Source organism: Pseudoruegeria sp. SK021, from assembly GCF_002119405.1.
In the GTDB taxonomy this organism is placed as follows: Bacteria; Pseudomonadota; Alphaproteobacteria; order Rhodobacterales; family Rhodobacteraceae; genus Meridianimarinicoccus.
The window spans coordinates 70,332-93,623 of the sequence record NZ_MTBG01000013.1; the positions used below are offsets into that span (position 1 = coordinate 70,332).

The window sequence follows — 23,292 nt, forward strand, 5'->3', positions numbered from 1 at the left end:
TGTAGCAATGCCATAGCCTTCGGTCACGCCAAAAATGGACGTCAAAGGCAAAAAAGACACAATAGTAGGAAGAAATCCGCCGTGGTTACCAGTTTTCCTTGAACCATTTCACTGCACGGCGCAGCGAGCGGGCGGGATAGCGCCCATCGCGGATCTCGAAATCCCAACATTCGTCCTGTGGATGCGAGGCAAACAGGCTCAAACCAACCGCCGACGAGAAGCCCGGACCGGTCGCCGCCTGAGGCAGCCCCTGCACCCGTAAGGGCCGCCCAAGCCGCACATTTTGGCCGAGGATTCGCGCCGCAAGACCCGCAAGACCCGGCACCTGAGAGGCGCCACCTGTCAGCACGATCTTCTGACTTGGCAGATCGTCAAAGCCCGCAACGTCTAGTCGCTCGCGCACTTCTTCAAGGATTTCTTCGACCCGGGGACGCATGATCCCGATCAACTCGGAGCGCGAAATCTCACGGCGATCATGCTCCCAATCGCCGGTCTCGCCGCTCAGTTCAATCATGTCCCGGTCGTCACGCCCGGTGGCAACCAGACCACCGTGTACGGTTTTAATACGCTCGGCCAAGGTCATCGGAATGCCCAACCCGCGCGAGATGTCCTGACTGACGTGAAGACCGCCGATCCGAACGGTGTCGGCGTAAATCATATGCCCGCGCAGGAAGATCGACACCCCGGTCGTGCCCGCGCCAAGATCGATACAGGCCGCGCCCAGCTTTTGCTCGTCCTCAACCATAGCGGCGATGCCCGAGACATAAGCCGACGACGCCAGCCCCGCCAATTCAAGGTCACACCGCTTGATACAATGCAGGATGTTGCGGACCACATCCCGGTCTACGGCCAGAAGGTGCATATCCGTCGTCAGGCTGTTGCCAATCTGGCCGCGCGGATCGCTTAACCCCGACCGATGATCCAGCGCAAAGTTCACCGGCTGGGCGTGCAGCACGGCGCGGTGGCTGCCGATATCAGGCATGTCGCAACTGCCCAGCACGCCAGCCACGTCACTTTCGGTCACTTCCTGACCGTTGATGTCGATCTCACCCGTCAGTCCATAGGATCGTGGGTTGGCCCCTGAAAAACTGACGATGGCGTGATCGACCCGCACTTGCGCCATTTTCTGTGCCGCCTGAACCACCGTGCGCACGGCACGTTCGGTTTCCTGCATCACTTCAATTTCGCCATGGCGCATCCCGCGCGCCCGGGTCGTGGCGGCACCGATAATTCGGAACTGCGACTGACCGGCCATGGGGCCAACCCCGTCGCCCATGTCGCCCACATCGCCATCAAAGCGCAGCACCAAGCACGTTGCCTTGGATGTCCCGAGATCGAGGATAGCCACAATACCGCGCTGCATCGCCGCCTTGCGGATTTGACGCATCCCCCGCTGGGTTTCGTATAGGTCACTCATTTCTTCGCCAATCCTTTTTCAAAGGCTCTGGTCAGACGCAAATAGTCGATGGCTTCAGTCCCAAGACGCACGATCGGCCGCTCTGGGTCGCGCATATCGATGACGGGAATGTCGCGATTGAGAATGTCTTGCGCTGCCTGCATTGCCAAAACTCGCTCCAGTGCCACGCGCGGCTCCTGCTCTGGCAACTGAATCACCTGATCGCGGTCCAGAACCACGTCCCAGCGCCGCTCGCCCCGACGGGTCAACCCACGCAGCCGATCGTTGATCGGGGCGGCAGCTTCGAACAGGGTCATGGCTTCGAAGACAGCAGCATCCGCGCCGTCACCGGTAATCAAAGGCAGGTCCGGGCGGCCATCACGGCGGTCGATATAGGCGATCCGGACGCCGGTTTCGTCCAACATTTCTAGAGAGAATGCACGCCGCCAGATCACGGCCGGTTCCCGCTCGGTCACCCGCAGATTCAGCGCCCCACCCAATTCCACCGTCACCTGAACGTCGGCGACCGCATCCAAACCGGCGATCCGGGCCTGAATGTCCGCCGGCTCGATTCGGAACCAGCTGACCGGAAAATCAACCTCGACCCGCTCGCGGATCGCATTGGCCAGCACAGGAGACGCGCCAGTGATCGACATCTGCCGGATCTGGAATTCCGGGCGCGCCTCGATCGAACTGGTGATATCGGCCACCCAGCCGCGCAACACAGCCTGTCGGTTGGGGTTGGAGATGTAGAGCCCAATCAAACCAATCACCAGAACCGAGGGCACGACGAAGGTGATGATGCGGCGCAGCACCGGCGACAACCAGATCCGGTTCAAGCGATATGAGATTCGGCTAGGGGCCGGATCATGACGCACCTCCGGGGCCGGAATGCCGGCGCGCCTCAGCGGTTGCATGAGGCGTCCTCCACCATCCAAGCGCAGAGGTCTGCGAACCCGATGCCGCAATGGGCCGCCTGTTCAGGTGCCAAAGAGGTCGGCGTCATGCCCGGCTGGGTGTTGGTTTCCAGCAAGATCAATCCGCTCAGCCCGCGGGCCTCATCCCATCGAAAATCGGTACGGCTGACCCCCCGACAACCCAAGGCCACATGGGCGCGCAAGGCGTAGTCGAGACAGGCGTTGCGAATGGTCTCAGGAACCGCGGCAGGCACCACATGCCGAGATCCGCCCGGTTTGTACTTGGCATCATAGTCATACCAGCCATCCGTCAGGATATCGGTGACGGTCAAGGCCCGATCCCCCATCACCGTGGTGGTCAGCTCGCGCCCCGGCGCGAACCGTTCCACCATGACCATTTCGGGCATCTCGGCCCCAAGCTGGGGCGGCGCGTCGGCAGCTTCTTGCACCAAATAGACGCCGACGGACGAGCCTTCGTTGTTGGGCTTCACCACATAGGGCGGGTCTAGAACATGGCATTTGCGGACCTCGGACGCGGCGACGATACAACTGTCGACCACCGGCAGTCCGGCCTCGGAAAAGACCATTTTGCTGCGTTGTTTGTCCATGGCCAAGGCCGATGCCAGCACTCCGGAATGGGTATAGGGCAACCCCATCCATTCCAGCAGCCCTTGCACGCAGCCATCCTCACCCCAGCGACCATGCAAGGCGTTGAACACCACATCAGGGCCGGCGGCGCGCAATTGCGCGGCCAGATCTGGACCTGCGTCGATCTCGGTCACGGCATAGCCCGCCTGCCGCAATGCCTTGGCGCATTCGCGACCAGACGACAGCGACACCTCGCGCTCTGCGGACGGACCTCCGAGAAGGACCGCGACCAAGGGATCTGTCTTTGGCGACATACCCTGCCTCAACTTTCGGGGTCTGCTCTGACCCGTTGCCTGCTCGATGCCGGAATTTCCCGGCGTTATGTTGGGGTTGCCCCCTGCGTTTGGGTCCGGATTATAGGGCCGGTTCACCAATGCGCATAATTTCCCACTCTAGCGTGATGCCACTCGTCTCGAAAACCCTTTTTCGCACCCTCTCGCCCAATTCTTCCAGATCTGCGGCAGTTGCGCCACCGGTGTTGATCAGGAAATTCGGATGCTTTTCAGACATTTGGGCACCGCCAAGGCGGGTGCCGCGCAGGCCGGCATCGTCGATCAGCTTCCACGCTTTCAGATCATGGGTATCCGAAGCGAGGCCGGTGGAACTGGCCCCAGCCGGGTTGCGGAAGGTGGACCCGGCCGAGCGGTCCTTGGTCGGCTGGGTGGCGTCCCGGCGGGCCAGTTGATCGTCCATTTTTTGAACAAGATCAGCAGGTTCGCCGCGCGGGGCCTTGAAGGTCGCTTGGGTAATGACACAGCCGTCGGGCAGGTTCGAGTGGCGATAGGCGAAGCCCAGATTGGCGGCGGTCAGGGTAATTTCGCGACCATCTCGGGTAACCGCTTGGGCGGATTGAAAAATATCCGCGACATAGGTGCCATAGCAGCCAGCGTTCATCCGAATCGCGCCGCCAATCGCGCCGGGAATGGTGCGCAGGAAGGTCAGATCAAGCCCCGCGTCAGCCGCCTTGCGGGCGACATGGGCGTCCAGCGCCGCCGCCCCGGCGATCACTGTATCCCCTTGAATTTCAATGGCATTAAAGCCGCGCCCCAGCCGGACAACCAGCCCCCGGATGCCGCCATCGCGGACAATCAGGTTCGACCCCATGCCCAGCGGAAACACCGGCACGGCAGGATCGAGTGCGGCCAGTTCCCGGGCCAGATCGGCGGTATCTGCGGGCTGAAAGAATCGCTCTGCCGGGCCGCCAACGCGGAGCCAAGTCAGGTCGGAAAGGAGTTTTTGCTGCGTCGGAACCATGTCGGACTTTTGTCGGACTTTCGTCGGACCATCAAGGGGGCGGTGTAATGGGGGGAGGCGCAACGATTGATGCCCGTGCATCTGCGGCTAGTTGCTGGCAGTAGAGCACCATCGATAAACGTTCAGGTGATGATTCAGCAGCAGTAGGGACGCTGTCCCTACTGCTGCTGAATTACTGAATTCGCAAATGTGTTTTGAGCGAAATGCCGCGCTGTCATCGCGAGCATTTTTTGCGCAGCAAGTACAACCTCCGCGCACTCGCTTCGCGACCAACGCCTCTCCGCGTACCGGCTTTGCACGAAATTTGGGAGCTTTTTTGCTAAAGCAAGAAATGCTTCAGTATCGAAACTACCAAGCCTCTCAAGGTCTGGTCTTAACTTTTGGAGGTGGTGACCGATTTTTCTCTCAAGTCTTTCTTTACTTGTCCCGCTAGCGAGCGCGAGTGACTTTGCGGCGAGTTCTGCGCAAAGTAGCGACGACATAATTGCACCTCGCAGGTCAAAAGCGCTTGTGCAGATCGCCGCGGCAGCTTGGTTATGAAAGGCTGCCATCGAGAAGTATGGCGAAGCAACTTCAGGCGGTTTCTGGAAACCCTCAAAACGCCCGAGTGTGGAACCGATATCGATCACGTCGATGATCTGTTGAAGGACCTCTTGGGCCTCCCCCTCCACCGCCGCCAATCGTGCCTTCTGCATATCCGTCATGTCGGTCCAGCCGAAGGGATCCACACAAATTTCTCCAAAAACCATCGGCAAATGCACACGAAAAAATATGTCTAGGTGTACCGCGACCCCCGTGTTCACGGCACCCACTCCGGTGTCGTGGGAGCGATAGAAAGCGCGATGAGCTGCTCTGACCCTTTCCACGTCTGGATTGCGATCAGCACCAAGAATGAATACTCCACCGCATTCTGATATTACTCGCCTTGTAACAGCAAATCCTCGGTTTCTGATTGACACTCCGTTAGCCAATTCTTCTCTATCTATTCGGTCAACAAGGCGCAGTAATTGATTGTCGCTAAGTTCATTCAGTAGCGGCATATCGATGCACTCACTCCGTTAGAAATCCTCTAAAAGCACAAGGCAACGTCGGCGTGATGCGTGCCATTCGAAAGCTTAGGCGCTTGGGCGCGCCGTTGCGTTTGGCGTCGCAAGGCCCTTGACCAGCGCCAGCTTCGGGGGGCTTCAGGCCCCCTTCGCCAACCGCTCTGGCAGCGCATTCGCCCAAGCGCTGATCGTCCCTGCCCCCAAACACACCACCATGTCCCCTGGCCGCGCTTGTTCGCGGACGAGGCGTTCGAGGTCGTCCTCGGAGACCACGGCGCGGGCGTGGCGGTGGCCATGTTGGATCAGGCCCGCGACGAGGTCTTCGCGGGTTGCGCCCTCGATCGGGTCTTCCCCGGCGGCGTAGACATCGGTGATGCCGACCACGTCGGCCTCGTTGAAGCAGGTGCAGAAGTCCTCGAACAGGGAATGCAGGCGCGAATAGCGGTGCGGCTGGTGCACGGCGATGACCCGGCCTTCCGTGGCTTGGCGGGCGGCTTTCAGGACGGCGGCGATTTCGGTCGGGTGGTGGCCGTAATCGTCGATGACGGTGACGCCGTTGACCTCGCCCACCTTGGTGAAGCGGCGGTTGACGCCCTTGAAGCTGGCCAGCGCCTCGCGGATTTCATCGCGCTTCATGCCGAGGTGTCGGGCGATGGCGACGGCGGCCAGCGCGTTCGAGACGTTGTGGTCGCCGGGCATTGGCAGCACGCAGCCCTCGATGACGGTGTCTTCGGTTTGCAGTTTGATGTCGAAATGCGCCGCCCCGCCGGAATAGGTCAGGTTGACGGCGCGGACATCGGCCTGCGCGTTGAAGCCGAAGGTGCGGACGCGGCGGTCGGTGACGCGGCCAACGAGGGCTTGGACCTCGGCATTGTCGGTGCAGCAGACGGCGAGACCGTAGAACGGGATGTTGGTGACGAAGGTCAGGAAACCGGCGCGGAGGGCCTCAATCGTGCCCCAGTGTTCCATATGTTCGGGGTCGATATTGGTGACGATGGCGATGGTGGCGGGCAAGCGGGTGAAGGTGCCATCGCTCTCGTCGGCCTCGACCACCATCCATTCGCCCTGCCCCATGCGGGCGTTGGAGCCGTAAGCGTGGATGATGCCGCCATTGATCACGGTGGGGTCGATGCCGCCCGCGTCCAGCAGGGTGGCGACCATGGTGGTGGTGGTGGTTTTGCCATGGGTGCCGCCAACGGCGATGTTGGACTTGAGGCGCATCAGTTCGGCCAGCATTTCGGCGCGGCGCACGACCGGCAGGCCAAGGCGGCGGGCCTCGTCCAGTTCAGGGTTGCCCGGTTTGATCGCGGAGGAGATCACGACGACTTCGGCATCTGCGAGGTTCTCGGCCCGCTGGCCTTCGAAGATTTTCGCCCCGAGGGCGGCCAAGCGGTCGGTGATCTTGCTGGTTTTCGCGTCAGAGCCCTGCACGGTATAGCCGTGGTTCAGCAGCACTTCGGCGATGCCGGACATGCCGATGCCGCCGATGCCGACGAAGTGAATGGAGCCAAGTTCCAGCGGCAATTTGGTGGCAGCGTTCATACGGATATCCATGTGTTTCATGCGTTGGGTCCTGTCGCGGCCAGGTCTTCGACCATGGCGACCAATTGGGCGGTGGCGTCTGGCCGGCTTTGCTCCAAAGCGCCGTGGGCCATTTTCACCGCCCCGCCCTTATGTTGCAGCACGGTGGCGATCTGAGCGGAGAGGGCGTCAGGGGTCAGGCGATCTTCGGGGATCAAGATGGCCGCGTTGGCCGCAACCAGACCGCGGGCATTGGCGGTCTGGTGGTCCGAAGCCGCCGCTGCGAAGGGGATGAGGATCGCCGGACGCCCGATCACGCTGATATCGGCGATGGAGGACGCCCCCGAGCGCGAGATCACCAGCTGCGCATCGGCCATCCGGGCGGGCAGATCGGTGAAGAACGGCTGCACATCGGCCTGTAGGTCGGCGGCGGCATAGGCCTCCGTGACCCGCTCGTGATCCTCGGCCCGGGCCTGATGCGAGATGCGCAGATGGCGGCGCAGGTCTTGCGGCAGGCGCGCGATGGCTGCGGGCACCACGTCCGATAGGATTCGCGCGCCTTGGGAGCCGCCGATGACCAGCAGGCTCATCGGGTAGTCACCGGGCGGGATATAGGGTGCCCCGGCGCGGTCCAGCACCGACTGGCGAACCGGGTTGCCGGTGGCGACGCTGCGGACCCCATCAGGCAAGGCGGTTGGCCAGGTGCCGCAAGCGATGGCATCGACGCGGGTGGCGAACAGGTGGTTGACCCGGCCCAGCACGCCGTTCTGTTCATGGATCATCCGGGGCAATTTCAGCAAGGTTGCGGCTGCCAGCGCCGGGATCGACGGATAGCCGCCAAAGCCCACCACGACCGCCGGGCGATCCGCGCGCATCTGCGACCGCGCGGACCAGACGCCATGGGCGATCCGCATCGGGGTGCGCACCTTGTCCCAAGCCCCGCCACGCGCGAAGGTGGCCGACGCGACTTGTGCCACCTCGACCTGCGGCGGGAAGCCATCGGTATATCGCGCGCCGCGCGCGTCGGTAGACAGCTTGACCCGCCAGCCGCGGGCAATCATCGCTTCGGCCAGGGCCTGTGCGGGAAACATGTGACCGCCGGTGCCACCGGCGGCCATGATCAACAATGGCTGTGTCATCTCAGTTCGCCGCGCGCCGAAGAAGATCGGCCATCCGGCCCTGCGGACGGGTCCGGGTCAGCGCCAACAGCATCCCCACCGTGATCCCCGCGGCAATTGCCGAAGAACCACCGTAGGACACGAATGGCAGGGTCATGCCCTTGGTGGGCAGCAACCGCACCGCCACGCCCATGTTGATCATCGCCTGCATCCCCAGCACCGCCGCCAGCCCGGTCCCGGCGATCCGCACGAACGGATCGCGTTCCCGCAGCAACCGCAGCAACGAGCGCACAGTGATGGTGGCGTAGAGCGCGATGATACACAGGACCAGCACGAGGCCATATTCTTCTGCCGCAACCGCGATGATGAAGTCGGTATGGGCGTCGGGCAGGAACACCTTGACCTCGCCCTCGCCGACCCCGACCCCGAAAACCCCGCCTTCACGGATGGCGTTGGCGGCATAGCCGATCTGGGTGGTCGGATCGATTTCCGTCGACAGAAACCCGTCGATGCGGCGGGCGAAGTGGTCGGAGGAATTATAGGCGGCAAAGCCCCCTGCCGCGACCAGCGCCGCGACCACAACCATCAGGGTCAGCGGCGCACCGGCGACGAAATACATCACCCCCCACGAGAACACGATGAGGCTGGCCTGTCCGAAATCGGGCTGCATTGCCAGAACTCCGATCACGATCAGCGCGACGCAGAACGACAGAAATTTCCCCGGCGGTCCGTTGACCTCTTGGCTGGCGGCCATCAGCCACGCGGCCAGCAAGACATAGGCCGGTTTCAGGAACTCTGACGGTTGCAGACTGCCGAAGCCCAACGAATACCAGCGAATGGCGCCCTTGCCGAAATTGGTCCCGAAGACCGGCAGCAAGATCAGCGCCACGAAGGTCACGCCAAAGGCCATCACCCCGATCCGGCGCACCTGAAGGGTGGACAGCATCGAACACAGGATCATCGCCATAAAGCCAAGCGCGGCGAAAATCGCCTGCTTCTGAACGTAATAGAAGGCATCAAGGCCATTGCGCTGCGCCAAAGGCGGCGACGCGGCCAGTCCCAGCAACAGGCCAACGGCCAGCAGCCCAACGGCGCAAACCAGTGTCCAGCGATCGATGGTGCGCCACCACTTTGGCAGCACCGGCTCGCCCCGATTAACCGGAAGCGCGCCATGAACCATTTCCGTCATGAGAGTGCCTGTCTCTGTTCGTTCTGCCCTGTCCGGTTGACCGGATCTGAGAATACGGTAGCGCATCTTCGGTGTCTGCGCCAGTAAAACAACGGGGACCGATCGCCTTGGCCGAGGGCGAAAGCCCAGCAATCAGCGGCTTTTTGCGCAGATTGCGCTATGCGCGAATCAGGTCGGAAAATTTTGCCCAAATCACGGAAATAAAATGCTGACACAGGCCGATGATGGCCACCGCGCGACAATTCGAAGGAATTTCCTATAGTTACCGGGATATTCCACAACGATCGCTGCATGTGCGAAATTGTCGCCTAGAAACGCAACAATTCGGGCTATTTCCTGCTATGGTTGACGCTAGCGAAAGCCTTACTCGTGCTTAAACCTGTGAGGCAAGCGACACCCCTACATCTCTAGGCCACTCAGTTCGAAGGTACCAAATTCATATGTCTTTCTCTCGCGTGTTTACCGGCTTGATTGCCGGCGTTGCCCTGTCCCCTGTTGCTTTCCCATTGGCCGCAAGTGCTGCCAGCATTGACATCAACACGATGGCAAATGGTTTCGGCGTTATCGCGCTGAACAGCTTTACCTCGACCAGCATCAATCACATTGAAGGCCCGGTTTACGCAGGCGGCAATGCCTCCGGCACCAATTCCATGACGTTCAACGACAAGAACCTGTCAGATGTTGCCGTGGGCGATGTTACCGGTGCACTTGTCGTCGGTGGCGATTACAACGGTGACCTGAATTCCGGCGGATTTGGGTCCATCGTTGTCGGCGGCACCGTTAACGGTGACACATCGAACCTCACTGTGCCTTTGACCACCGGTGCCACCATCGACACAGCCGGCGTCTCTGCGGCCTTCAACGCCACGGCGACAGCGTTGTCCGGAATGGGCGACTCCACCGGCGCGTCCTTCGACGGCGATCAAAACGCCCAATACAACTTCGTGTCCGGCGCCGCAGACGCGAACGGTCTGGCCGTTCTCAACCTGGATGAAACCGAGGCAGGCGCCTTCTTCACCGGCAGCAACGACCTGAAATTTGACATCGACGGTTCCGTGTCGACCTTCATCATCAACGTTGCGGGCAGTGCGTTCGACATCACCAAGTCGTTCAACAACAACGCTGGCGTTGAGAACATTATGTTCAACTTCTTTGAGGCGACCACCCTGTCGTTGAACAGCACGTGGAACACGTCCCTCATGGCGACGAATGCGACGCTGACAACCAACGTCGACGTTCGCGGCACATTCATCGTCGAAGACTTCGTCGCGACCAACTTCGAGGTCCGTCCGTTCCAGTCTAACAGCGTCTTCACCGGCACCCTGCCTGCTGGCGAAATCGCCCCGGTTCCGTTGCCCGCTGCGCTGCCGCTGGCCCTGTCCGGCGTGATTGCTTTGGGCGCCCTGCGCCGCTCGCGTCGCAAGGCCGCCTGATCCGGCACGCCCCCATTCGGGGGCCGCATATAACGACAAGGCCGGGGATTATCCCCGGCCTTTTTCGTATGGGCAGACCGATCAGGCGGTGTGCTTAGTCGGGATAGGTGCCGCGCAGGGGGTAGTCGGCGCTGCGAACGAAGGCGATGCCTTTGGCCATCGCCGCCAGATCGGGCCGCGCGAACGGCATGTTCGACTGATCGATCATGTTCAGCGCACCGCTTTGATCGACCACGAACAGCGCCGGTTCGGCAAAGGGCCAGCCCGGGTCGCTGTCCTTGCGCGACTGCGAGACATAAATGCCCAGCTCGATCATCTGCGCCGGGGTCAGGCCATAGCCCACAGGCAGGGTCAGCCCCAGCTCATCCACGATCGCTTGCGCCTTGTCTTCGGGATCGGCGGAAACGGCCACGACCTCAACCCCGGCCGCGGCGAAGGTGGGCAGCAGCTCTTGCAGGCCGGTGAGGTAGGTGTGGCAGATCGGGCAATGTTTGCCGCGATAGACCACCACCATTTGCCAGTCGGGACTGCCGGTCCCCAAAGTCAGGTCGCCGCCGCCAAGGCGCGGGACAGTCATGGCAGGAAGGGCAGTGCCCGCGGTCAGTTTCTTCGGCATGATCGGTCCTTTGAAGATGATCTGAATTGCCTGCCGATGCTGTCACGGCGACCCGCTGGTCGCAAGGGGGGGGTCGGAAGGGAGGCATCAGGCCCCGGGATCAGGCACCGCGTCCAGTCGCGCCACGATGGCCATGAAATCATCGCCGCGCTTCTCGAAGTTCGGATATTGGTCGAAACTGGCGGCGGCCGGGGCCAGAAGCACCGTATCGCCGGACTGGGCTTCGGCAGCGGCAAGGGCCACGGCGCGTTCCATTGTCTCGCAGATCGAATAGGGGGTTTCGCCCAGTTGCAGCGCGAAATCCGGGGCGGAATGCCCGATCAAATAGGCCTTGGCGACCGCGCCCAGATGCGGCTCCAGCGCGGCGATGCCGCCATCCTTGCCCAAGCCACCGGCAATCCAGCGGATTTTGGCAAAGGCCTGAAGCGCTTGGGCGGCGCTGTCGACATTGGTGGCCTTGCTGTCATTGACGTAGGTGACCCCGTCCCGTTCCGCCACGATCTGGCTGCGATGGGGCAGCCCGCCGAAACTGGCGAAGCCTTGGGCGATGATCCGGGGCGACAGGCCGACGGCCCGCAGCGCAGCAAAGGCGGCGCAGGCGTTCTGGTGGTTGTGACGCCCCGGCAAACCCCGGATCGGGCGCAGATCAATGCTGGCCACCTGTTTGCCCTTGCGGGTTTCCGACAGGAACCCCTTATGGGCATGAACCGACCAGCCCGGTCCGGTCAGTTTGTGCTGCGCCGACACCCGGATGACGCGCAGATCAGTCGGACCTTCGGCCAGTTGACCGGCCAGAAACCGGCCCTCGGCCTCATCCACGCCGATCACGGCCCGGTCCGGCCCGCCTTCGGCAAAGAGCCGCCGTTTGGCCGCGAAATAGCCGCCCAAGCCAGCATGGCGATCCAGATGGTCCAGTGTCAGATTGGTAAACACCGCCACATCCGGGGTCAGCGCCCGGGCCAGTTCGGTCTGGTACGAGGACAATTCCAGCACCACGAACGCCTCTTCACCGGGAGGATCGATGTCGAGCACGCCACGGCCAATATTGCCCGCCAGTTGGCTGGGCTTGCCGGCCTCCAGCAAGCAGTGATGGATCAAGGCAGAGGTGGTGGATTTGCCGTTCGACCCGGTCACGGCGATGACCCGGGGCACCACCTCAAGCTGGTCCCAATCGGGGGCCGCGAAGGACTGAAAAAACAAACCGATGTCATTGTCCACCGGGACCCCAGCCGCAAAGGCCGCCGCCACCACCGGATTGGGGGTCGGATAGAGATGCGGTATCCCCGGCGAGACGATCAGTGCGGCCACATCGCTGAACGCGTCCGGCTTGGTCAGATCGCGCAGGGTGTAGCCCTCGGACATGCCGCGCGCCCGGCCCTCTAGGCTGTCATCCCAGACCACGGGTTCCGCGCCGCCAGCCCGCAAGGCCCGGGCGGCGGTCAGGCCCGACCGGCCCAATCCAAGGACCGCAACGGTCCGACCGTCATATCCACGTACAGGGATCATCGCAGCCCTCCTTCAGGCCGGATCAGCAGCGGGGCAGCGGCGCCGCCCCGCCAGCCAATCACCGAATTTTCAGCGTGGCCAGACCAATCAACGCCAAGATCAGCGAGATGATCCAGAATCGGATCACGATCTGTGGCTCGGCCCAGCCTTTTTTCTCAAAATGGTGGTGAATCGGGGCCATCAGAAAGACCCGTTTGCCGGTGCGTTTGAAATAGGCGACCTGAATGATCACCGACAGGGCCTCCACCACGAACAGGCCGCCGACGATGGCCAGCACGATCTCGTGCTTGGTGGCGACCGCGATGGCCCCAAGCGCCCCGCCCAAGGCCAGTGATCCGGTATCGCCCATGAAGACGGCGGCGGGCGGTGCGTTGTACCACAAGAAACCCAAGCCCCCGCCAACCAGCCCGGCCACGAAGATCAGGATCTCGCCGGTGCCGGGCACGTAATGCACGTCCAGATATTCCGAGAAGTCGATCCGCCCCACCGCATAGGCGATAACGCCCAATGCCGAGGCCGCGATCATCACCGGCATGATCGCCAGCCCGTCCAGCCCGTCGGTCAGGTTCACCGCATTTGCGGCCCCGACGATCACCAGCATGGCGAATGGCACGAACAGAATGCCCAGATCGATCAGCACGTTCTTAAAAACCGGCACGGCCAATTCGTTGGTCAGTTCAGCCGGGTGGAAATGCGCCGCCCACAGGGCAGCCACCGCCGAGATTGCAAGGCCGAGTGCCATTCGGGTCCGGCCAGAGACGCCTTTGTGGTTGTTCTTGCTGACCTTGGCATAATCATCGGCAAAGCCAATGGCGCCGAAGGCCATGGTGACGATCAGCACCATCCAGATATAGGGGTTGTCGAGCCGCGCCCAAAGCAGGGTCGACACCACCACCGCCCCAAGGATCAGCACGCCGCCCATGGTGGGGGTGCCGGCCTTGGTGACCAGATGGCTTTGGGGTCCGTCCTCGCGGATCGGCTGACCGAACCGCTGACGCTTGCGCAGCAGGTTGATCAGTGGGCGACCAAACAGGAAGCCAAACACCAGCGCCGTGAAGAACGCCGCCCCGGCCCGAAATGTGATGTAACGAAACAGGTTGAAAACGTCGCCGCCATCAGAGAAGGCGGTCAGCCAGTAGAACATTCCCCGGGTCCTTGTAAGTTGTCGTCAGGCCGATGGCCCATTTTCGTGAGGGCGTCAACGACCAGACGCAGCTTTGAGCCCAAAGAGCCCTTAACCAGCACCGTATCGCCCGGCCCGACCAGTTGTGTGACCTGTGCGGCCAGATCGACGGCTTGCGGTGCCCAGAGGCCGCGCTGTGCAGCAGGCAAGGCCTGCCAAAGGTGGTGCATCCGGGGTCCAACGCAATGGACCCGGGCAATGGCGGCCATCGCCGGATGCGACGCCAGACCGCGGTGCAGGGCATCCTCGTCCGGGCCCAGTTCCAGCATGTCCCCCAGCACGGCGATGCGATCCCCGGTGGGGGTGCAAGCGGCCAGCACATCAAGGGCGGCAGCGATGGAAGTGGGGTTTGCGTTATAGGCGTCGTCCAGCAGATCGAACGTCGCGCCGCCGTCGGGACCAAGGGGAAAGGAGGCCCGGGTGCCGCGCCCTTCCGGCGGGGTCCAGTCACGCAGCGCTGCCGCCGCCTGAACCGGATCGCCGCCAAGGGCCGCCACCGCCGCGAGGGCGGCCAAGGCGTTCATGGCGAAATGCCGCCCCGGCGTGGATAGGGTGAAGCTGAGCGGCGCCCCGTTCAGCGCCGCCTCGACCGCCGTTGCGTCCGGGGTGACCGTGGCGCGGATCAACCGGGCCTGCGCGGCGGCATCGGCGCCAAAAACCACCACATGATCGGTTGCCGCGCCTGCGGCTTCGGTCAGAATCGGGCTGGTCTGAAGATCGCCATTCACAATGGCGGTGCCGCCGGACATCAGGCCGGAAAAGATGCTGGCCTTTTCGCGGGCGATGCCCGCCAGATCGTCGAAAGCGGCCAAATGCGCCGGGGCGACGATGGTTACCACCGCGACATCGGGCTGGGCCAATTCTGCCAGCGGCGCGATTTCGCCGGGATGGTTCATGCCGATCTCGATCACCGCAAAATCGGCATCCTCGGGGCAGCGGGCCAGCGTCAGGGGCACCCCCCAATGGTTGTTAAAGCTCTTTTCGGCGGCGTGGACCCGGCCTTGCGGAGCCAAAGCGGTGCGCAGCATTTCCTTGGTCGAGGTCTTGCCCACCGACCCGGTAATCGCCACGACCTTTGCCTGCGTGCGGGCGCGGGCGGCGCGGGCCAGATCTTCGAGGCCGTGCAGCACATCGCCGACCACCAGCAGCGGCGCATCGGGCGGCAGGCCCTCGGGCACCCGCGACACGAGCGCCGCCCCGGCCCCGGCCCGCAACGCATCAGCCACGAAATCATGGCCGTCCCGTTGATCGGTCAGGGCGACGAACAGATCGCCGGGTTGCAGGCTGCGGGTATCAATCGACAAGCCGTCGACCTGCCACGCGGTGGTGGCATGGCCACCGGTGGCCGCGACGGCCGCCGCCGAGGTCCAAAGCGGCGCGCTCATGTCCAGCGCCCTTCCAGCGCGGCGACCGCGACGCTGGCCTGTTCCACATCATCAAACGGAAAGATTGCATCGCCGATGGTCTGGCCGGTCTCATGGCCCTTGCCCGCAATCAGCAAGGCATCGCCCGTCCCCAGCGCATCGACGCCGCGCAAGATTGCCTCGGCCCGGTCGGCCACATCGCTGGCCTCGGGACAGCCTTGGCGTACCATTTCGCGGATCGTTGCCGGGGTCTCGGAGCGAGGATTGTCATCGGTTACGATCACCACATCGGCAAATTCAGCGGCAGCCTTGCCCATCAGCACCCGTTTGCCGGTGTCGCGGTCGCCCCCGGCCCCAAACACGATGACCAGCCGCCCCATCACATGCGGGCGCAAAGCCTGAAGCGCCGTGGCGATGGCATCAGGCGTATGGGCGTAATCGACAAACACCGTCGCGCCATTGGCGCGGGTTGCGGCCAGTTCCATCCTGCCATGCACCGTGGTCAGAAGCTTGAGCCGCGAGAACACCTCGTCCGGGTCTTCGCCGCCCGCGATCACCAACCCCGCCGCCATCAAGGCATTCGCCCCCTGAAAGCCGCCGATCAGCCCCAGCCGGGCCTGATAGGGCCGCCCCTGCCACGAAAAGCGCAGGTCCTGCCCGCTGGCATCATAGCGTTGGCCTTCGATGCGCAGGGCCGCGTCCGGGTGGCGGCCAATGCCGATCACCTCTTGTCCACGTTCCTCGGCCAGATCCGCCAGCATCCGGCCTTTTGGGTCATCCAGATTGGTGACCACGATGGCGTCTTCGGACAGGATGCGGTCGAACAGACCGTATTTCGCCGCCAGATAGGCTTCGAAGGTGTGATGATAATCCAGATGGTCCTGACTGAAATTGGTGAAGCCGGCCGCCGCCAGCCGCACCCCATCCAGACGCTTTTGATCCAGCCCGTGCGACGAGGCTTCCATCGCCAGATGGGTGACGCCGTTGCGGGCCATGGCGGCCAGATGGCGATGCAGGGTGATCTGGTCCGGTGTGGTGTGATGCAGCGGCGCGGCGTAGGCCCCCTCAATTCCGGTGGTTCCCAAATTCACCGCGTCCCGGCCCAGCAGGGTCCACAGTTGACGGGCGAAACTGGTGACTGAGGTCTTGCCATTGGTGCCGGTCACCGCAACGCAGGTTTCCGGTTGCGCCCCGAACCACAGCGCCGCGGCATAGGACAGGGTCTGGCGCGGGTCCTCGGCGATGACCACCGGAACCGGCGCGGCCTGTACCGCTTCAGCGGCAATTTTCGCGCCATCGCGGTCAGTCAAAATAGCAGCGCATCCCATCCGCAAGGCATAGGTCACGAATTCCGCGCCATGCACCTTGCTGCCCGGTAGGGCCGCAAACAGAAAGCCCGGCTTGACCGACCGGCTGTCAATGGCCAGCCCGGTGATCTTGGTCTCACCGCCCGAATGGGGATGCAGACCAAGCTCTGTCATCGTGCGCGCCGCCTGATCGGTATCCATACCCATGTTCCTGTTCTGTCATCCGCCGTTCCGTGCTTCTCGTACCCCGATTGCGGCCAAGGGTTCAATCTCGGGACGGACCCCCAGCAACGGCGCGACGCGGCGGATCATTTCAGCGGTGACCGGAACAGCCGTCCAACCGGCAGTCCGGCGCGGGATCGACCCGGTGGTTTCGACGCCTTCATCAAGGGTCAGCACAAAGACGTATTTCGGATCATGGGCCGGAAACACCCCGGCAAAGGTGGCCAGAACCTTGTCGCGGTAATAGCCGCCATTTGGTTTTGGCTTGTCAGCCGAGCCGGTTTTGCCCGCAACGGCATAACCTTTGACATCGCCAAAGGACGCGGTGCCTTTTTCCACGACCTCGCGCAGCATCTTGCGGGCCGCCAGCGAGGTGCTTGGTGTCACCACCCGAGGTCCGATGACCATGCCTTCTTGCTTCAGAAGGGTCGGGTTAATCCGGGTGCCGCCATTCAGCAGCGACGCATAGGCCGTTGCCAGATGCACCGGGCTGGTGGAAATGCCGTGACCGTAAGAAATGGTCATGGTGGCGATGTCGTTCCAGCGGGCAGGCAGGAGCGGACGGCCTGACGGCGCCTCGGACAGTTCAACCTGTGTCGCTTCCAGAAAACCCAGACTGTCAAGGAACTGGCGCTGGTTGTCACTGCCGACCTGAAGCGCGATCCGGGCCGTGCCGATGTTCGACGACTTCACGATCACCTTGCTGACCGACAGGGATGGTCCGTAATCATGGAAATCGCGGATCCGGTACTTGCCCCATGTCAGCGGGCCCTTGGTGTCGATCATCGTCTCAGGATTGACCAGCCCCATATCCAGCGCTTGGGCCACGGTGAAAATCTTAAACACCGATCCCAGTTCATAGACCCCTTGCACGGCCCGGTTAAACAGCGGGCTATCGGCCTGATCGCCCGAAGTCAGCACCTGCGGCCGGTCGTTGGGATCGAAGTCGGGCAGCGACACCATCGAGACGATCTCGCCGGTATGCACATCCATCAGAACCGCGCTGGCCCCTTTGGCGTTAAACAAGGTCATGCCGCCCGCCAGCACTTCGCGCATCGCCGACTGCACGGTCACGTCGATGGACAGAACCAGCGGATCATCCAGTTGCGCCGGATCCCGCAACCGTTCGTCGAAGGCCTTTTCAACACCGGCCACGCCGATTACCTCGGCGGCGCTGACCCCTTCATCCCCAAAGCTGGCGCCGCCAAGAATATGGGCGGCGAGCCGTCCGTTGGGATAAATCCGCATGTCACGACCGGCAAACAACAGCCCCGGATCGCCGATATCATGGACCTGTTGGATCTGCTCGGGCGACAGGGTCTTGCGAATCCAGACGAATTTTCGCGACCCAGACAGTTGAGCCAATAGCGCAGGGGCATCAAGATCGGGGAAAATCCGGGCCAGTTCGCGCACCGCACCGGGCTTGTCCACCATGTCTTGTGGATGGGCATACAGCGCTTCTGTCGTCAGGTTGGTCGCCAGAACCCGGCCACGCCGGTCAAGGATATCGGCCCGCGCACCATTGATCGCCATCGCGGCCCCGGCGCTGCGCGGCTCTTCCGGCATTGAGGTCGCCAAGGCCCCCATGCGCACCCCGACAACGGTAAAGGCAGCGACGAAAAACAGCCCCATGACCAGCAACCGCCCCTCGGATTGCAAGCGCGAGCGGTCGCGCATCGCCTCGTGACGGCGGTGCAGGTTTTCCCGTTCAATCAGGTCGGGGTTCTCGCCCCGCTCCCGGGCGCGCAGAACCGCCGCAAGCGGACGCAACGGCCGGCGGGGCGGCGTGTGCGGGACAGACGGATCCTGTGGGTCGTGTGGCGCGGTCATTGGGCGGCTCCGGTCAGAAGCGTTTCGGCTTGGCTAACCGGCAGAATTCCTTCGATCAGGGTCTGGCCGTCAACCATTTGGGGAATTGCGCGCGGCGGGAAGGCCACCTGTTCCAGCCGTCCGAAATGGTCTGGGGTCATCGGCAGCAATTGCAGCGTCTCGAAATTCAACGAGGTCAGTTCGCGCAGCCGTTCAGGCCGGTTCAGGTAGGCCCATTCGGCACGCAGAACGCTCAACTGTTCGCGCAACCTGCCGATTTCACTTTGGATGCGCCGCTGTTCGGCAATGGTTTCGCGGGTATGATAGTTTTCCTGATAGGCCCAAAACGCCAATGCAAGCACCGCAGCACCAAGGAAGAAGCTGAAAAACAGGCGCATCTCTCTAGTCCTTCAATGCGAGCCCGGGCAGGCCCAGGCCCGTGCGGTCTGCGGGTTTTGGGGCCGCATCCGTACGAATCGCCAGACGCAACCGCGCGGATCGGGCCCGTGAGTTGCGATCAAGCTCGTCCGCATCGGCGGCGATGGCCCCGCCTTTCGGCAGGGTAAATTGCGGAATCTCTTCGACGGCTTCCGGCGCAAAGCGGTTGGCGCGTGCGGCGCGGCCCGCGCGATCCTGAAGAAAGCGTTTGACCACCCGGTCCTCGCTGGAATGGAAGGTGACCACGGCGAGTTTCCCGCCCGGAACCAGCGCGCGCTCTGCGGCCTCTAATCCGGCGATCAGTTGGCGGAACTCATCATTGACGGCAATGCGCAGGGCCTGAAACGACCGGGTCGCCGGATGACTTTGATCTGGGCGGGCGCGGGGAAGACAGGTGGCAATGACCGCCACCAGATCTGCCGTGGTGGTCAGCGGGGCGACCGCGCGGGCGGCAACAATCGCCTTGGCAATCCGCCGTGAGGCGCGTTCTTCACCATATTGGAACAGGATATCGGCCAGAACGGCCTCGGACGCGGTGTTGACCAGATCGGCAGCCGATGGCCCGTTCTGACTCATCCGCATGTCCAGCGGGCCATCGCGCAGGAACGAAAAGCCGCGCTCGGCCCGGTCAAGCTGCATCGACGACACGCCCAGATCCAGCACCACCCCGTCGAGCGGGCCATCGGCCAAAACATCAAGCGCAGAAAAGACCCCGGGCTTCAGGATCAGACGGTCGCCCCATTGGGCGGCCAGCGGCGCGGCCATTTCAATCGCCAACGGATCACGATCGACACCAATCACCCGGTCCGCGCCAGCCTCAAGCAAGCCTTTGGCATAGCCCCCTGCCCCGAAGGTGCCATCCAGCCAGACGCCGGACACGGGAGCAACCGCGCGCAGAAGCGGCGCCAGCAAGACGGGAATATGGGGGGGATCACCGGCGGACATCGCTCATAGACCTTGATACTTGTCGAGCACGGACAACGGGTCAGTGCCTTCGGGAAGCGCGTCGTAAATCCGCGACATTGTTTGTTCTTGTTCAGCCAGATAGACGGTTTCGCGCCAAACCTGAAAGGTGTCGCCACTGGCCTTGAAGACCATCATATCGTCGCCGTCGATCCCGATTTTGTCGCGCAATTTCTTTTGCAAGATCAACCGGCCCGACCCATCGACCGTGACCTCTTCGGCTTTGGAACTGAAGAAATCTTCCGCGATTTTGCGATCTTCCGAACCACGGGGCATCTTGTCGATGAGGGCATCGATCTGCTCCATCGCTTCGACTGTGTAACATTCCAAGAAATTGCGGTTCACACGGGGGTTCGCAGCGCCATAGACAATGATCAGGGTCGCTGCACGGCCTTCAACCCAGTCGGGATCCGACTGCTCGATCACCTTGCGAAAGCTGGCCGGGATCGAGACGCGCCCCTTGGCATCAACTTTCTGGGTATGTTCACCTCTGAACCTGCGACCCAAATTCTTGGCCCCAACTGCCTGTGCCCCAAATATGAAAGCGGCGGATTAAGCCGCTGCCACTGCTCAATCCGCCGTTTTCTGTCCCTCGAAGGGGATGCCCACCTGCGCGCTTTCCTTGGGGGACTGCTTGTGCGCGCGGTGGATCGTTTTTGTTCGGATGAACCGATTTGCCTGTATGAAACTGCCGTCTTTTATTTAGTTTTAGTCGCGGCCCTCGTTGGAGCCTTTCTCGTTTCTTCCGTGATCATTAAGTGCCACGAGGTCGCCCTCAGATCAAGGATTTTCATGGTCTTTCATGGAATTTCTGTGAACTTGCGGACATCTGGCGTTAATGTTTAATGTAACCTTCCCACATATTGGCATAGAGTCATAATTCGACACGATATGTTGATTTTAACGCCGTCCCCTACGCGAAGCACAGGTCAGACAAAACTGCGCCGTTGACCGACGGAACGCGCCCTCGGATCACAGAAAGCTCACGCAAATGAGAGGAAGAAGACGAATCGCACGCAGGGATTCGGTTGGCACGTGACGGCGGCAGCGAACCTGCCACCGTCAAAGGGAAGGCTCAGGCCAGCCCACCGTCAATCAGGCGCTTAGCCAGTGCCGCATAGGGCGCCGCCAGCGGACCATCCCCAGCGGCGATCGGGGTTCCACTGTCTCCAGCGAGACGCACGTCAATATTCAAGGGCAGTTCGCCAAGGAACGGCACCCCCAGCTTTTTCGCCTCATCCGCGACGCCGCCATGACCGAAGATGTGGTCGACATTGCCGCAACTGGGACAGACATACATGCTCATGTTTTCGATCAGCCCGATAACCGGCGTTTTCAGGCGGTCAAACATGTTCAGCGCGCGGCGCGCATCCATCAGCGCCACATCCTGCGGCGTCGACACCACCAATGCGCCGGTCAGATGGGTCTTTTGGCACAAAGTCAGCTGCACGTCGCCCGTTCCCGGGGGCAAATCGATCAGCAGGACGTCAAGCTCGCCCCATTGCACCTGCCCTAGCATCTGCTGCAACGCCCCCATCAGCATCGGGCCACGCCAGACCACGGCCTGATCTGGGTCTACCATCAAGCCAATGGACATCATCGTCACCCCATGCGCCTGCAACGGGATAATCAGTTTGCCATCGGGCGAGGCCGGGCGCTTACTGGCCCCCATCATGCGCGGCTGCGATGGGCCGTAGATATCCGCATCCAAAAGCCCGACCCGCCGCCCCTGACGCGCCAACGCCACGGCGAGGTTGGAGGACACCGTGGATTTCCCCACCCCCCCCTTCCCCGAAGCAATCGCCAAAATCCGGTCCACCCCAGAGACGTGCTGCGGCCCGGCCTGCGGCTTCGGGTGCTGCCCAATCTTCAGACTGGGCGGAGCACCGTCAGGCGCGGTGCGCGGTGCGGGCGCGGCGGGACGGGATTGCGGACCGTGCGCGGTCAAAACCACAGAAACTGACGTGACTTCGGGCACCGCGCGCACGGCGGCCTCTGCCGCCTGACGGACCGGGTCCATCGCCTGCGCCTGTTCGGGGCTGGCCACCTCAAGCACGAAAGACACAGCACCCTCGCGCACGGTCAAAGCGCGCACCATATCTTGCGAGACGATCGTGCCGCCCTGGGGCAAGGCGATCTTAGACAAGACGGACATGATCTGGTCAGTGGTAAGAGACATAGATACCCTTTCAGCGAGTCGAAACATCGGACCGCCACACTGTCTGGTCGGCACCTTGTGGCTTAGATAGTCTGACCCCGGCGGAAATGCACGGGGCGCCGCACGAGGCTGTCGCATGGACGGTCGCGCGGGCGGGACGACAGAGCACCACATACGGTCATCTGCATACCCATGCAAATGCTGCATAGCAGCATTGCTGGCAAATCCATTGTGCTCCCGCAGCATTCTGCTATCTTTATTTCATAGGCAGAAGAAAATCATCGACTGCCAAGTTTGAGTTGAAGACGTAGCAACAGTTCCGCGTGACCGGTGTCCTCCCCGCCGCGATCGCACAATGCCCCGTGTGTTTGGGGCGACGTACCGAGTGAAATTTGACTTAGATTACAAAGATCAGAAAACCTCCTCCTCCCTAGGTTTTCTGTGTTTAGCGGCGACATCTTCCTCCTCCCTGGTGTCGCCGCTTTTTCATTTCTTTGCACACGCCAAAATCAGCCCTGCCAACAGCGCCGCCCATTTGTACCAGTTCTGTGACATTTTCAGTGGTCGCGAAAAAAGATGCCTCCCCCCCTATTGTGCAGGTGCAGCATAGTACTAAATAAGGAACAGGCGAGAGTGGTGCAGATGATCCCGCCGGGATCGTTGGCCGCGACTTGCTCGTGTAACGAGTGTTTATGTGTAACCGCCGTGTGTGTTTGTGGCGGATAGTAGTTTTAGGTTCAGAAAGCCGTTCTCCTCCCCCAGGCTTTCTGTATTTTGGCGGCGACACCCTCCTCCCTGGTGTCGCCGCTTTTTTTTGCCAAAATTCTCAACAGCCCAAAGGCATGCGCGCGAGGATTTCGGGTAAACTGGGGATCTGTGTATTTTTTATTTTGGAAACGGTTGCGCCAGCACAGCGGCACCCTAAAGCGTTTCTGTGAAAACCTGAATCGGTGGTTTCTATAGGGTCGTGTTTGTGATTCATCCTATTTTGGAGGATGGATCATGTCAGCACCTTTGCCATCTGCGCTTCGGGCGCGGTTTCAGAGTTACATTGAAGAAGGGTTAAGCGGACGTGCGGCGGCTTTGCGTCTGAAACTTTCGCCCGCGACGGGCGCGCGTTGGGCGCGGCAGGTCAGGACGACAGGGCACGCCTCGCCTGCACCCCAGGGATGTCCGCCGGGGCGTGGCAAGCTGGAACCGTACC

19 protein-coding genes and 1 pseudogene are annotated in these 23,292 nt (G+C 62.1%); 2 read left to right on the top strand and 18 right to left on the bottom strand.

Annotated features, from left to right (window positions below; all coding sequences use genetic code 11):
• Positions 1-85: 85 nt before the first annotated feature.
• The 8 genes from ftsA to ftsW form a co-directional block, all read right to left on the bottom strand.
• The gene (gene ftsA / locus BV911_RS10065; RefSeq protein ID WP_086053482.1) at positions 86-1,417 is read right to left on the bottom strand and encodes a cell division protein FtsA; all 1,332 of its coding nucleotides are present in this window, start codon (positions 1,415-1,417) and stop codon (positions 86-88) included.
• The gene (locus BV911_RS10070) at positions 1,414-2,313 is read right to left on the bottom strand and encodes a cell division protein FtsQ/DivIB (RefSeq protein WP_086053483.1); all 900 of its coding nucleotides are present in this window, start codon (positions 2,311-2,313) and stop codon (positions 1,414-1,416) included. Before BV911_RS10070 ends, ftsA begins: the two co-directional genes overlap by 4 nt.
• On the bottom strand, positions 2,301-3,215 hold the full coding sequence (locus tag BV911_RS10075) for a D-alanine--D-alanine ligase (protein WP_086053484.1): 915 nt from the start codon (positions 3,213-3,215) through the stop codon (positions 2,301-2,303). Before BV911_RS10075 ends, BV911_RS10070 begins: the two co-directional genes overlap by 13 nt.
• Positions 3,216-3,315: 100 nt before the next feature.
• Positions 3,316-4,215, bottom strand: coding sequence for a UDP-N-acetylmuramate dehydrogenase (gene murB / locus BV911_RS10080; RefSeq protein WP_086053485.1), 900 nt, complete (start codon positions 4,213-4,215; stop codon positions 3,316-3,318).
• Positions 4,216-4,373: 158 nt separating this feature from the next.
• Positions 4,374-5,255 (bottom strand): hypothetical protein, encoded by an 882-nt coding sequence (locus BV911_RS10085; RefSeq protein WP_139840065.1) that lies wholly within the window; start codon positions 5,253-5,255, stop codon positions 4,374-4,376.
• A gap of 144 nt (positions 5,256-5,399) precedes the next feature.
• On the bottom strand, positions 5,400-6,803 hold the full coding sequence (gene murC / locus BV911_RS10090; RefSeq protein ID WP_086053503.1) for a UDP-N-acetylmuramate--L-alanine ligase: 1,404 nt from the start codon (positions 6,801-6,803) through the stop codon (positions 5,400-5,402).
• Positions 6,804-6,820: 17 nt separating this feature from the next.
• Positions 6,821-7,921 carry a UDP-N-acetylglucosamine--N-acetylmuramyl-(pentapeptide) pyrophosphoryl-undecaprenol N-acetylglucosamine transferase gene (locus tag BV911_RS10095; RefSeq protein WP_086053487.1) on the bottom strand — a complete coding sequence of 367 codons (1,101 nt, stop codon included), beginning with the start codon at positions 7,919-7,921 and terminating at the stop codon, positions 6,821-6,823.
• Between the two features lies 1 nt (position 7,922).
• Positions 7,923-9,089, bottom strand: a complete 1,167-nt coding sequence (gene ftsW, locus BV911_RS10100; protein ID WP_086053488.1) for a putative lipid II flippase FtsW — start codon at positions 9,087-9,089, stop codon at positions 7,923-7,925.
• A 440-nt stretch (positions 9,090-9,529) separates the two neighbouring features.
• Here ftsW and BV911_RS10105 point away from each other — a divergent pair, with 440 nt between their 5' ends.
• Entirely contained in the window at positions 9,530-10,522 is a 993-nt protein-coding gene (locus BV911_RS10105) for a collagen-binding domain-containing protein (protein WP_086053489.1), read from the top strand.
• Positions 10,523-10,616: 94 nt separating this feature from the next.
• Here the strand turns inward: BV911_RS10105 and BV911_RS10110 are convergent, their stop codons facing one another.
• From BV911_RS10110 to BV911_RS10155, 10 genes are all read right to left on the bottom strand, one after another.
• Positions 10,617-11,138, bottom strand: a complete 522-nt coding sequence (locus BV911_RS10110) for a redoxin domain-containing protein (protein WP_086053490.1) — start codon at positions 11,136-11,138, stop codon at positions 10,617-10,619.
• An 87-nt stretch (positions 11,139-11,225) separates the two neighbouring features.
• The gene (gene murD / locus BV911_RS10115; protein WP_086053491.1) at positions 11,226-12,644 is read right to left on the bottom strand and encodes a UDP-N-acetylmuramoyl-L-alanine--D-glutamate ligase; all 1,419 of its coding nucleotides are present in this window, start codon (positions 12,642-12,644) and stop codon (positions 11,226-11,228) included.
• 58 nt (positions 12,645-12,702) lie between these two features.
• Positions 12,703-13,788 (bottom strand): phospho-N-acetylmuramoyl-pentapeptide-transferase, encoded by a 1,086-nt coding sequence (mraY, locus tag BV911_RS10120; protein ID WP_086053492.1) that lies wholly within the window; start codon positions 13,786-13,788, stop codon positions 12,703-12,705.
• Complete coding sequence (gene murF, locus BV911_RS10125) at positions 13,773-15,212, bottom strand: UDP-N-acetylmuramoyl-tripeptide--D-alanyl-D-alanine ligase (RefSeq protein WP_086053493.1); 1,440 nt, start codon at positions 15,210-15,212, stop codon at positions 13,773-13,775. The genes mraY and murF overlap by 16 nt, the downstream gene beginning before the upstream one ends.
• A complete protein-coding gene (locus BV911_RS10130; protein ID WP_205963831.1) occupies positions 15,209-16,699 on the bottom strand; it encodes a UDP-N-acetylmuramoyl-L-alanyl-D-glutamate--2,6-diaminopimelate ligase in 1,491 nt (496 codons plus the stop codon). Before BV911_RS10130 ends, murF begins: the two co-directional genes overlap by 4 nt.
• Positions 16,700-16,717: 18 nt before the next feature.
• Positions 16,718-18,550, bottom strand: coding sequence for a penicillin-binding protein 2 (locus BV911_RS10135; protein WP_086053494.1), 1,833 nt, complete (start codon positions 18,548-18,550; stop codon positions 16,718-16,720).
• Positions 18,547-18,927, bottom strand: a complete 381-nt coding sequence (locus tag BV911_RS10140) for a hypothetical protein (protein ID WP_086053495.1) — start codon at positions 18,925-18,927, stop codon at positions 18,547-18,549. Before BV911_RS10140 ends, BV911_RS10135 begins: the two co-directional genes overlap by 4 nt.
• 4 nt (positions 18,928-18,931) lie before the next feature.
• Positions 18,932-19,912, bottom strand: coding sequence for a 16S rRNA (cytosine(1402)-N(4))-methyltransferase RsmH (gene rsmH, locus BV911_RS10145; protein ID WP_086053496.1), 981 nt, complete (start codon positions 19,910-19,912; stop codon positions 18,932-18,934).
• Between the two features lie 3 nt (positions 19,913-19,915).
• Entirely contained in the window at positions 19,916-20,437 is a 522-nt protein-coding gene (locus BV911_RS10150; RefSeq protein ID WP_086053497.1) for a division/cell wall cluster transcriptional repressor MraZ, read from the bottom strand.
• Between the two features lie 568 nt (positions 20,438-21,005).
• Positions 21,006-22,109 carry an Mrp/NBP35 family ATP-binding protein gene (locus BV911_RS10155; protein ID WP_086053498.1) on the bottom strand — a complete coding sequence of 368 codons (1,104 nt, stop codon included), beginning with the start codon at positions 22,107-22,109 and terminating at the stop codon, positions 21,006-21,008.
• A gap of 981 nt (positions 22,110-23,090) precedes the next feature.
• Between BV911_RS10155 and BV911_RS19765 the strand changes: the two are divergent.
• Positions 23,091-23,292 (top strand): annotated as a pseudogene (locus BV911_RS19765) (transposase); the annotation flags it as partial.

Excerpts from the sequence above, each read along its gene's own strand:
- ftsA (WP_086053482.1), bottom strand. The coding sequence starts at position 1,417 with ATGAGTGACCTATACGAAACCCAGCGGGGGATGCGTCAAATCCGCAAG.
- BV911_RS10070 (WP_086053483.1), bottom strand. The coding sequence starts at position 2,313 with ATGCAACCGCTGAGGCGCGCCGGCATTCCGGCCCCGGAGGTGCGTCAT.
- BV911_RS10075 (WP_086053484.1), bottom strand. The coding sequence starts at position 3,215 with ATGTCGCCAAAGACAGATCCCTTGGTCGCGGTCCTTCTCGGAGGTCCG.
- murB (WP_086053485.1), bottom strand. The coding sequence starts at position 4,215 with ATGGTTCCGACGCAGCAAAAACTCCTTTCCGACCTGACTTGGCTCCGC.
- BV911_RS10085 (WP_139840065.1), bottom strand. The coding sequence starts at position 5,255 with ATGCCGCTACTGAATGAACTTAGCGACAATCAATTACTGCGCCTTGTT.
- murC (WP_086053503.1), bottom strand. The coding sequence starts at position 6,803 with ATGAACGCTGCCACCAAATTGCCGCTGGAACTTGGCTCCATTCACTTC.
- BV911_RS10095 (WP_086053487.1), bottom strand. The coding sequence starts at position 7,921 with ATGACACAGCCATTGTTGATCATGGCCGCCGGTGGCACCGGCGGTCAC.
- ftsW (WP_086053488.1), bottom strand. The coding sequence starts at position 9,089 with ATGACGGAAATGGTTCATGGCGCGCTTCCGGTTAATCGGGGCGAGCCG.
- BV911_RS10105 (WP_086053489.1), top strand. The coding sequence starts at position 9,530 with ATGTCTTTCTCTCGCGTGTTTACCGGCTTGATTGCCGGCGTTGCCCTG.
- BV911_RS10110 (WP_086053490.1), bottom strand. The coding sequence starts at position 11,138 with ATGCCGAAGAAACTGACCGCGGGCACTGCCCTTCCTGCCATGACTGTC.
- murD (WP_086053491.1), bottom strand. The coding sequence starts at position 12,644 with ATGATCCCTGTACGTGGATATGACGGTCGGACCGTTGCGGTCCTTGGA.
- mraY (WP_086053492.1), bottom strand. The coding sequence starts at position 13,788 with ATGTTCTACTGGCTGACCGCCTTCTCTGATGGCGGCGACGTTTTCAAC.
- murF (WP_086053493.1), bottom strand. The coding sequence starts at position 15,212 with ATGAGCGCGCCGCTTTGGACCTCGGCGGCGGCCGTCGCGGCCACCGGT.
- BV911_RS10130 (WP_205963831.1), bottom strand. The coding sequence starts at position 16,699 with ATGGATACCGATCAGGCGGCGCGCACGATGACAGAGCTTGGTCTGCAT.
- BV911_RS10135 (WP_086053494.1), bottom strand. The coding sequence starts at position 18,550 with ATGACCGCGCCACACGACCCACAGGATCCGTCTGTCCCGCACACGCCG.
- BV911_RS10140 (WP_086053495.1), bottom strand. The coding sequence starts at position 18,927 with ATGCGCCTGTTTTTCAGCTTCTTCCTTGGTGCTGCGGTGCTTGCATTG.
- rsmH (WP_086053496.1), bottom strand. The coding sequence starts at position 19,912 with ATGTCCGCCGGTGATCCCCCCCATATTCCCGTCTTGCTGGCGCCGCTT.
- BV911_RS10155 (WP_086053498.1), bottom strand. The coding sequence starts at position 22,109 with ATGTCTCTTACCACTGACCAGATCATGTCCGTCTTGTCTAAGATCGCC.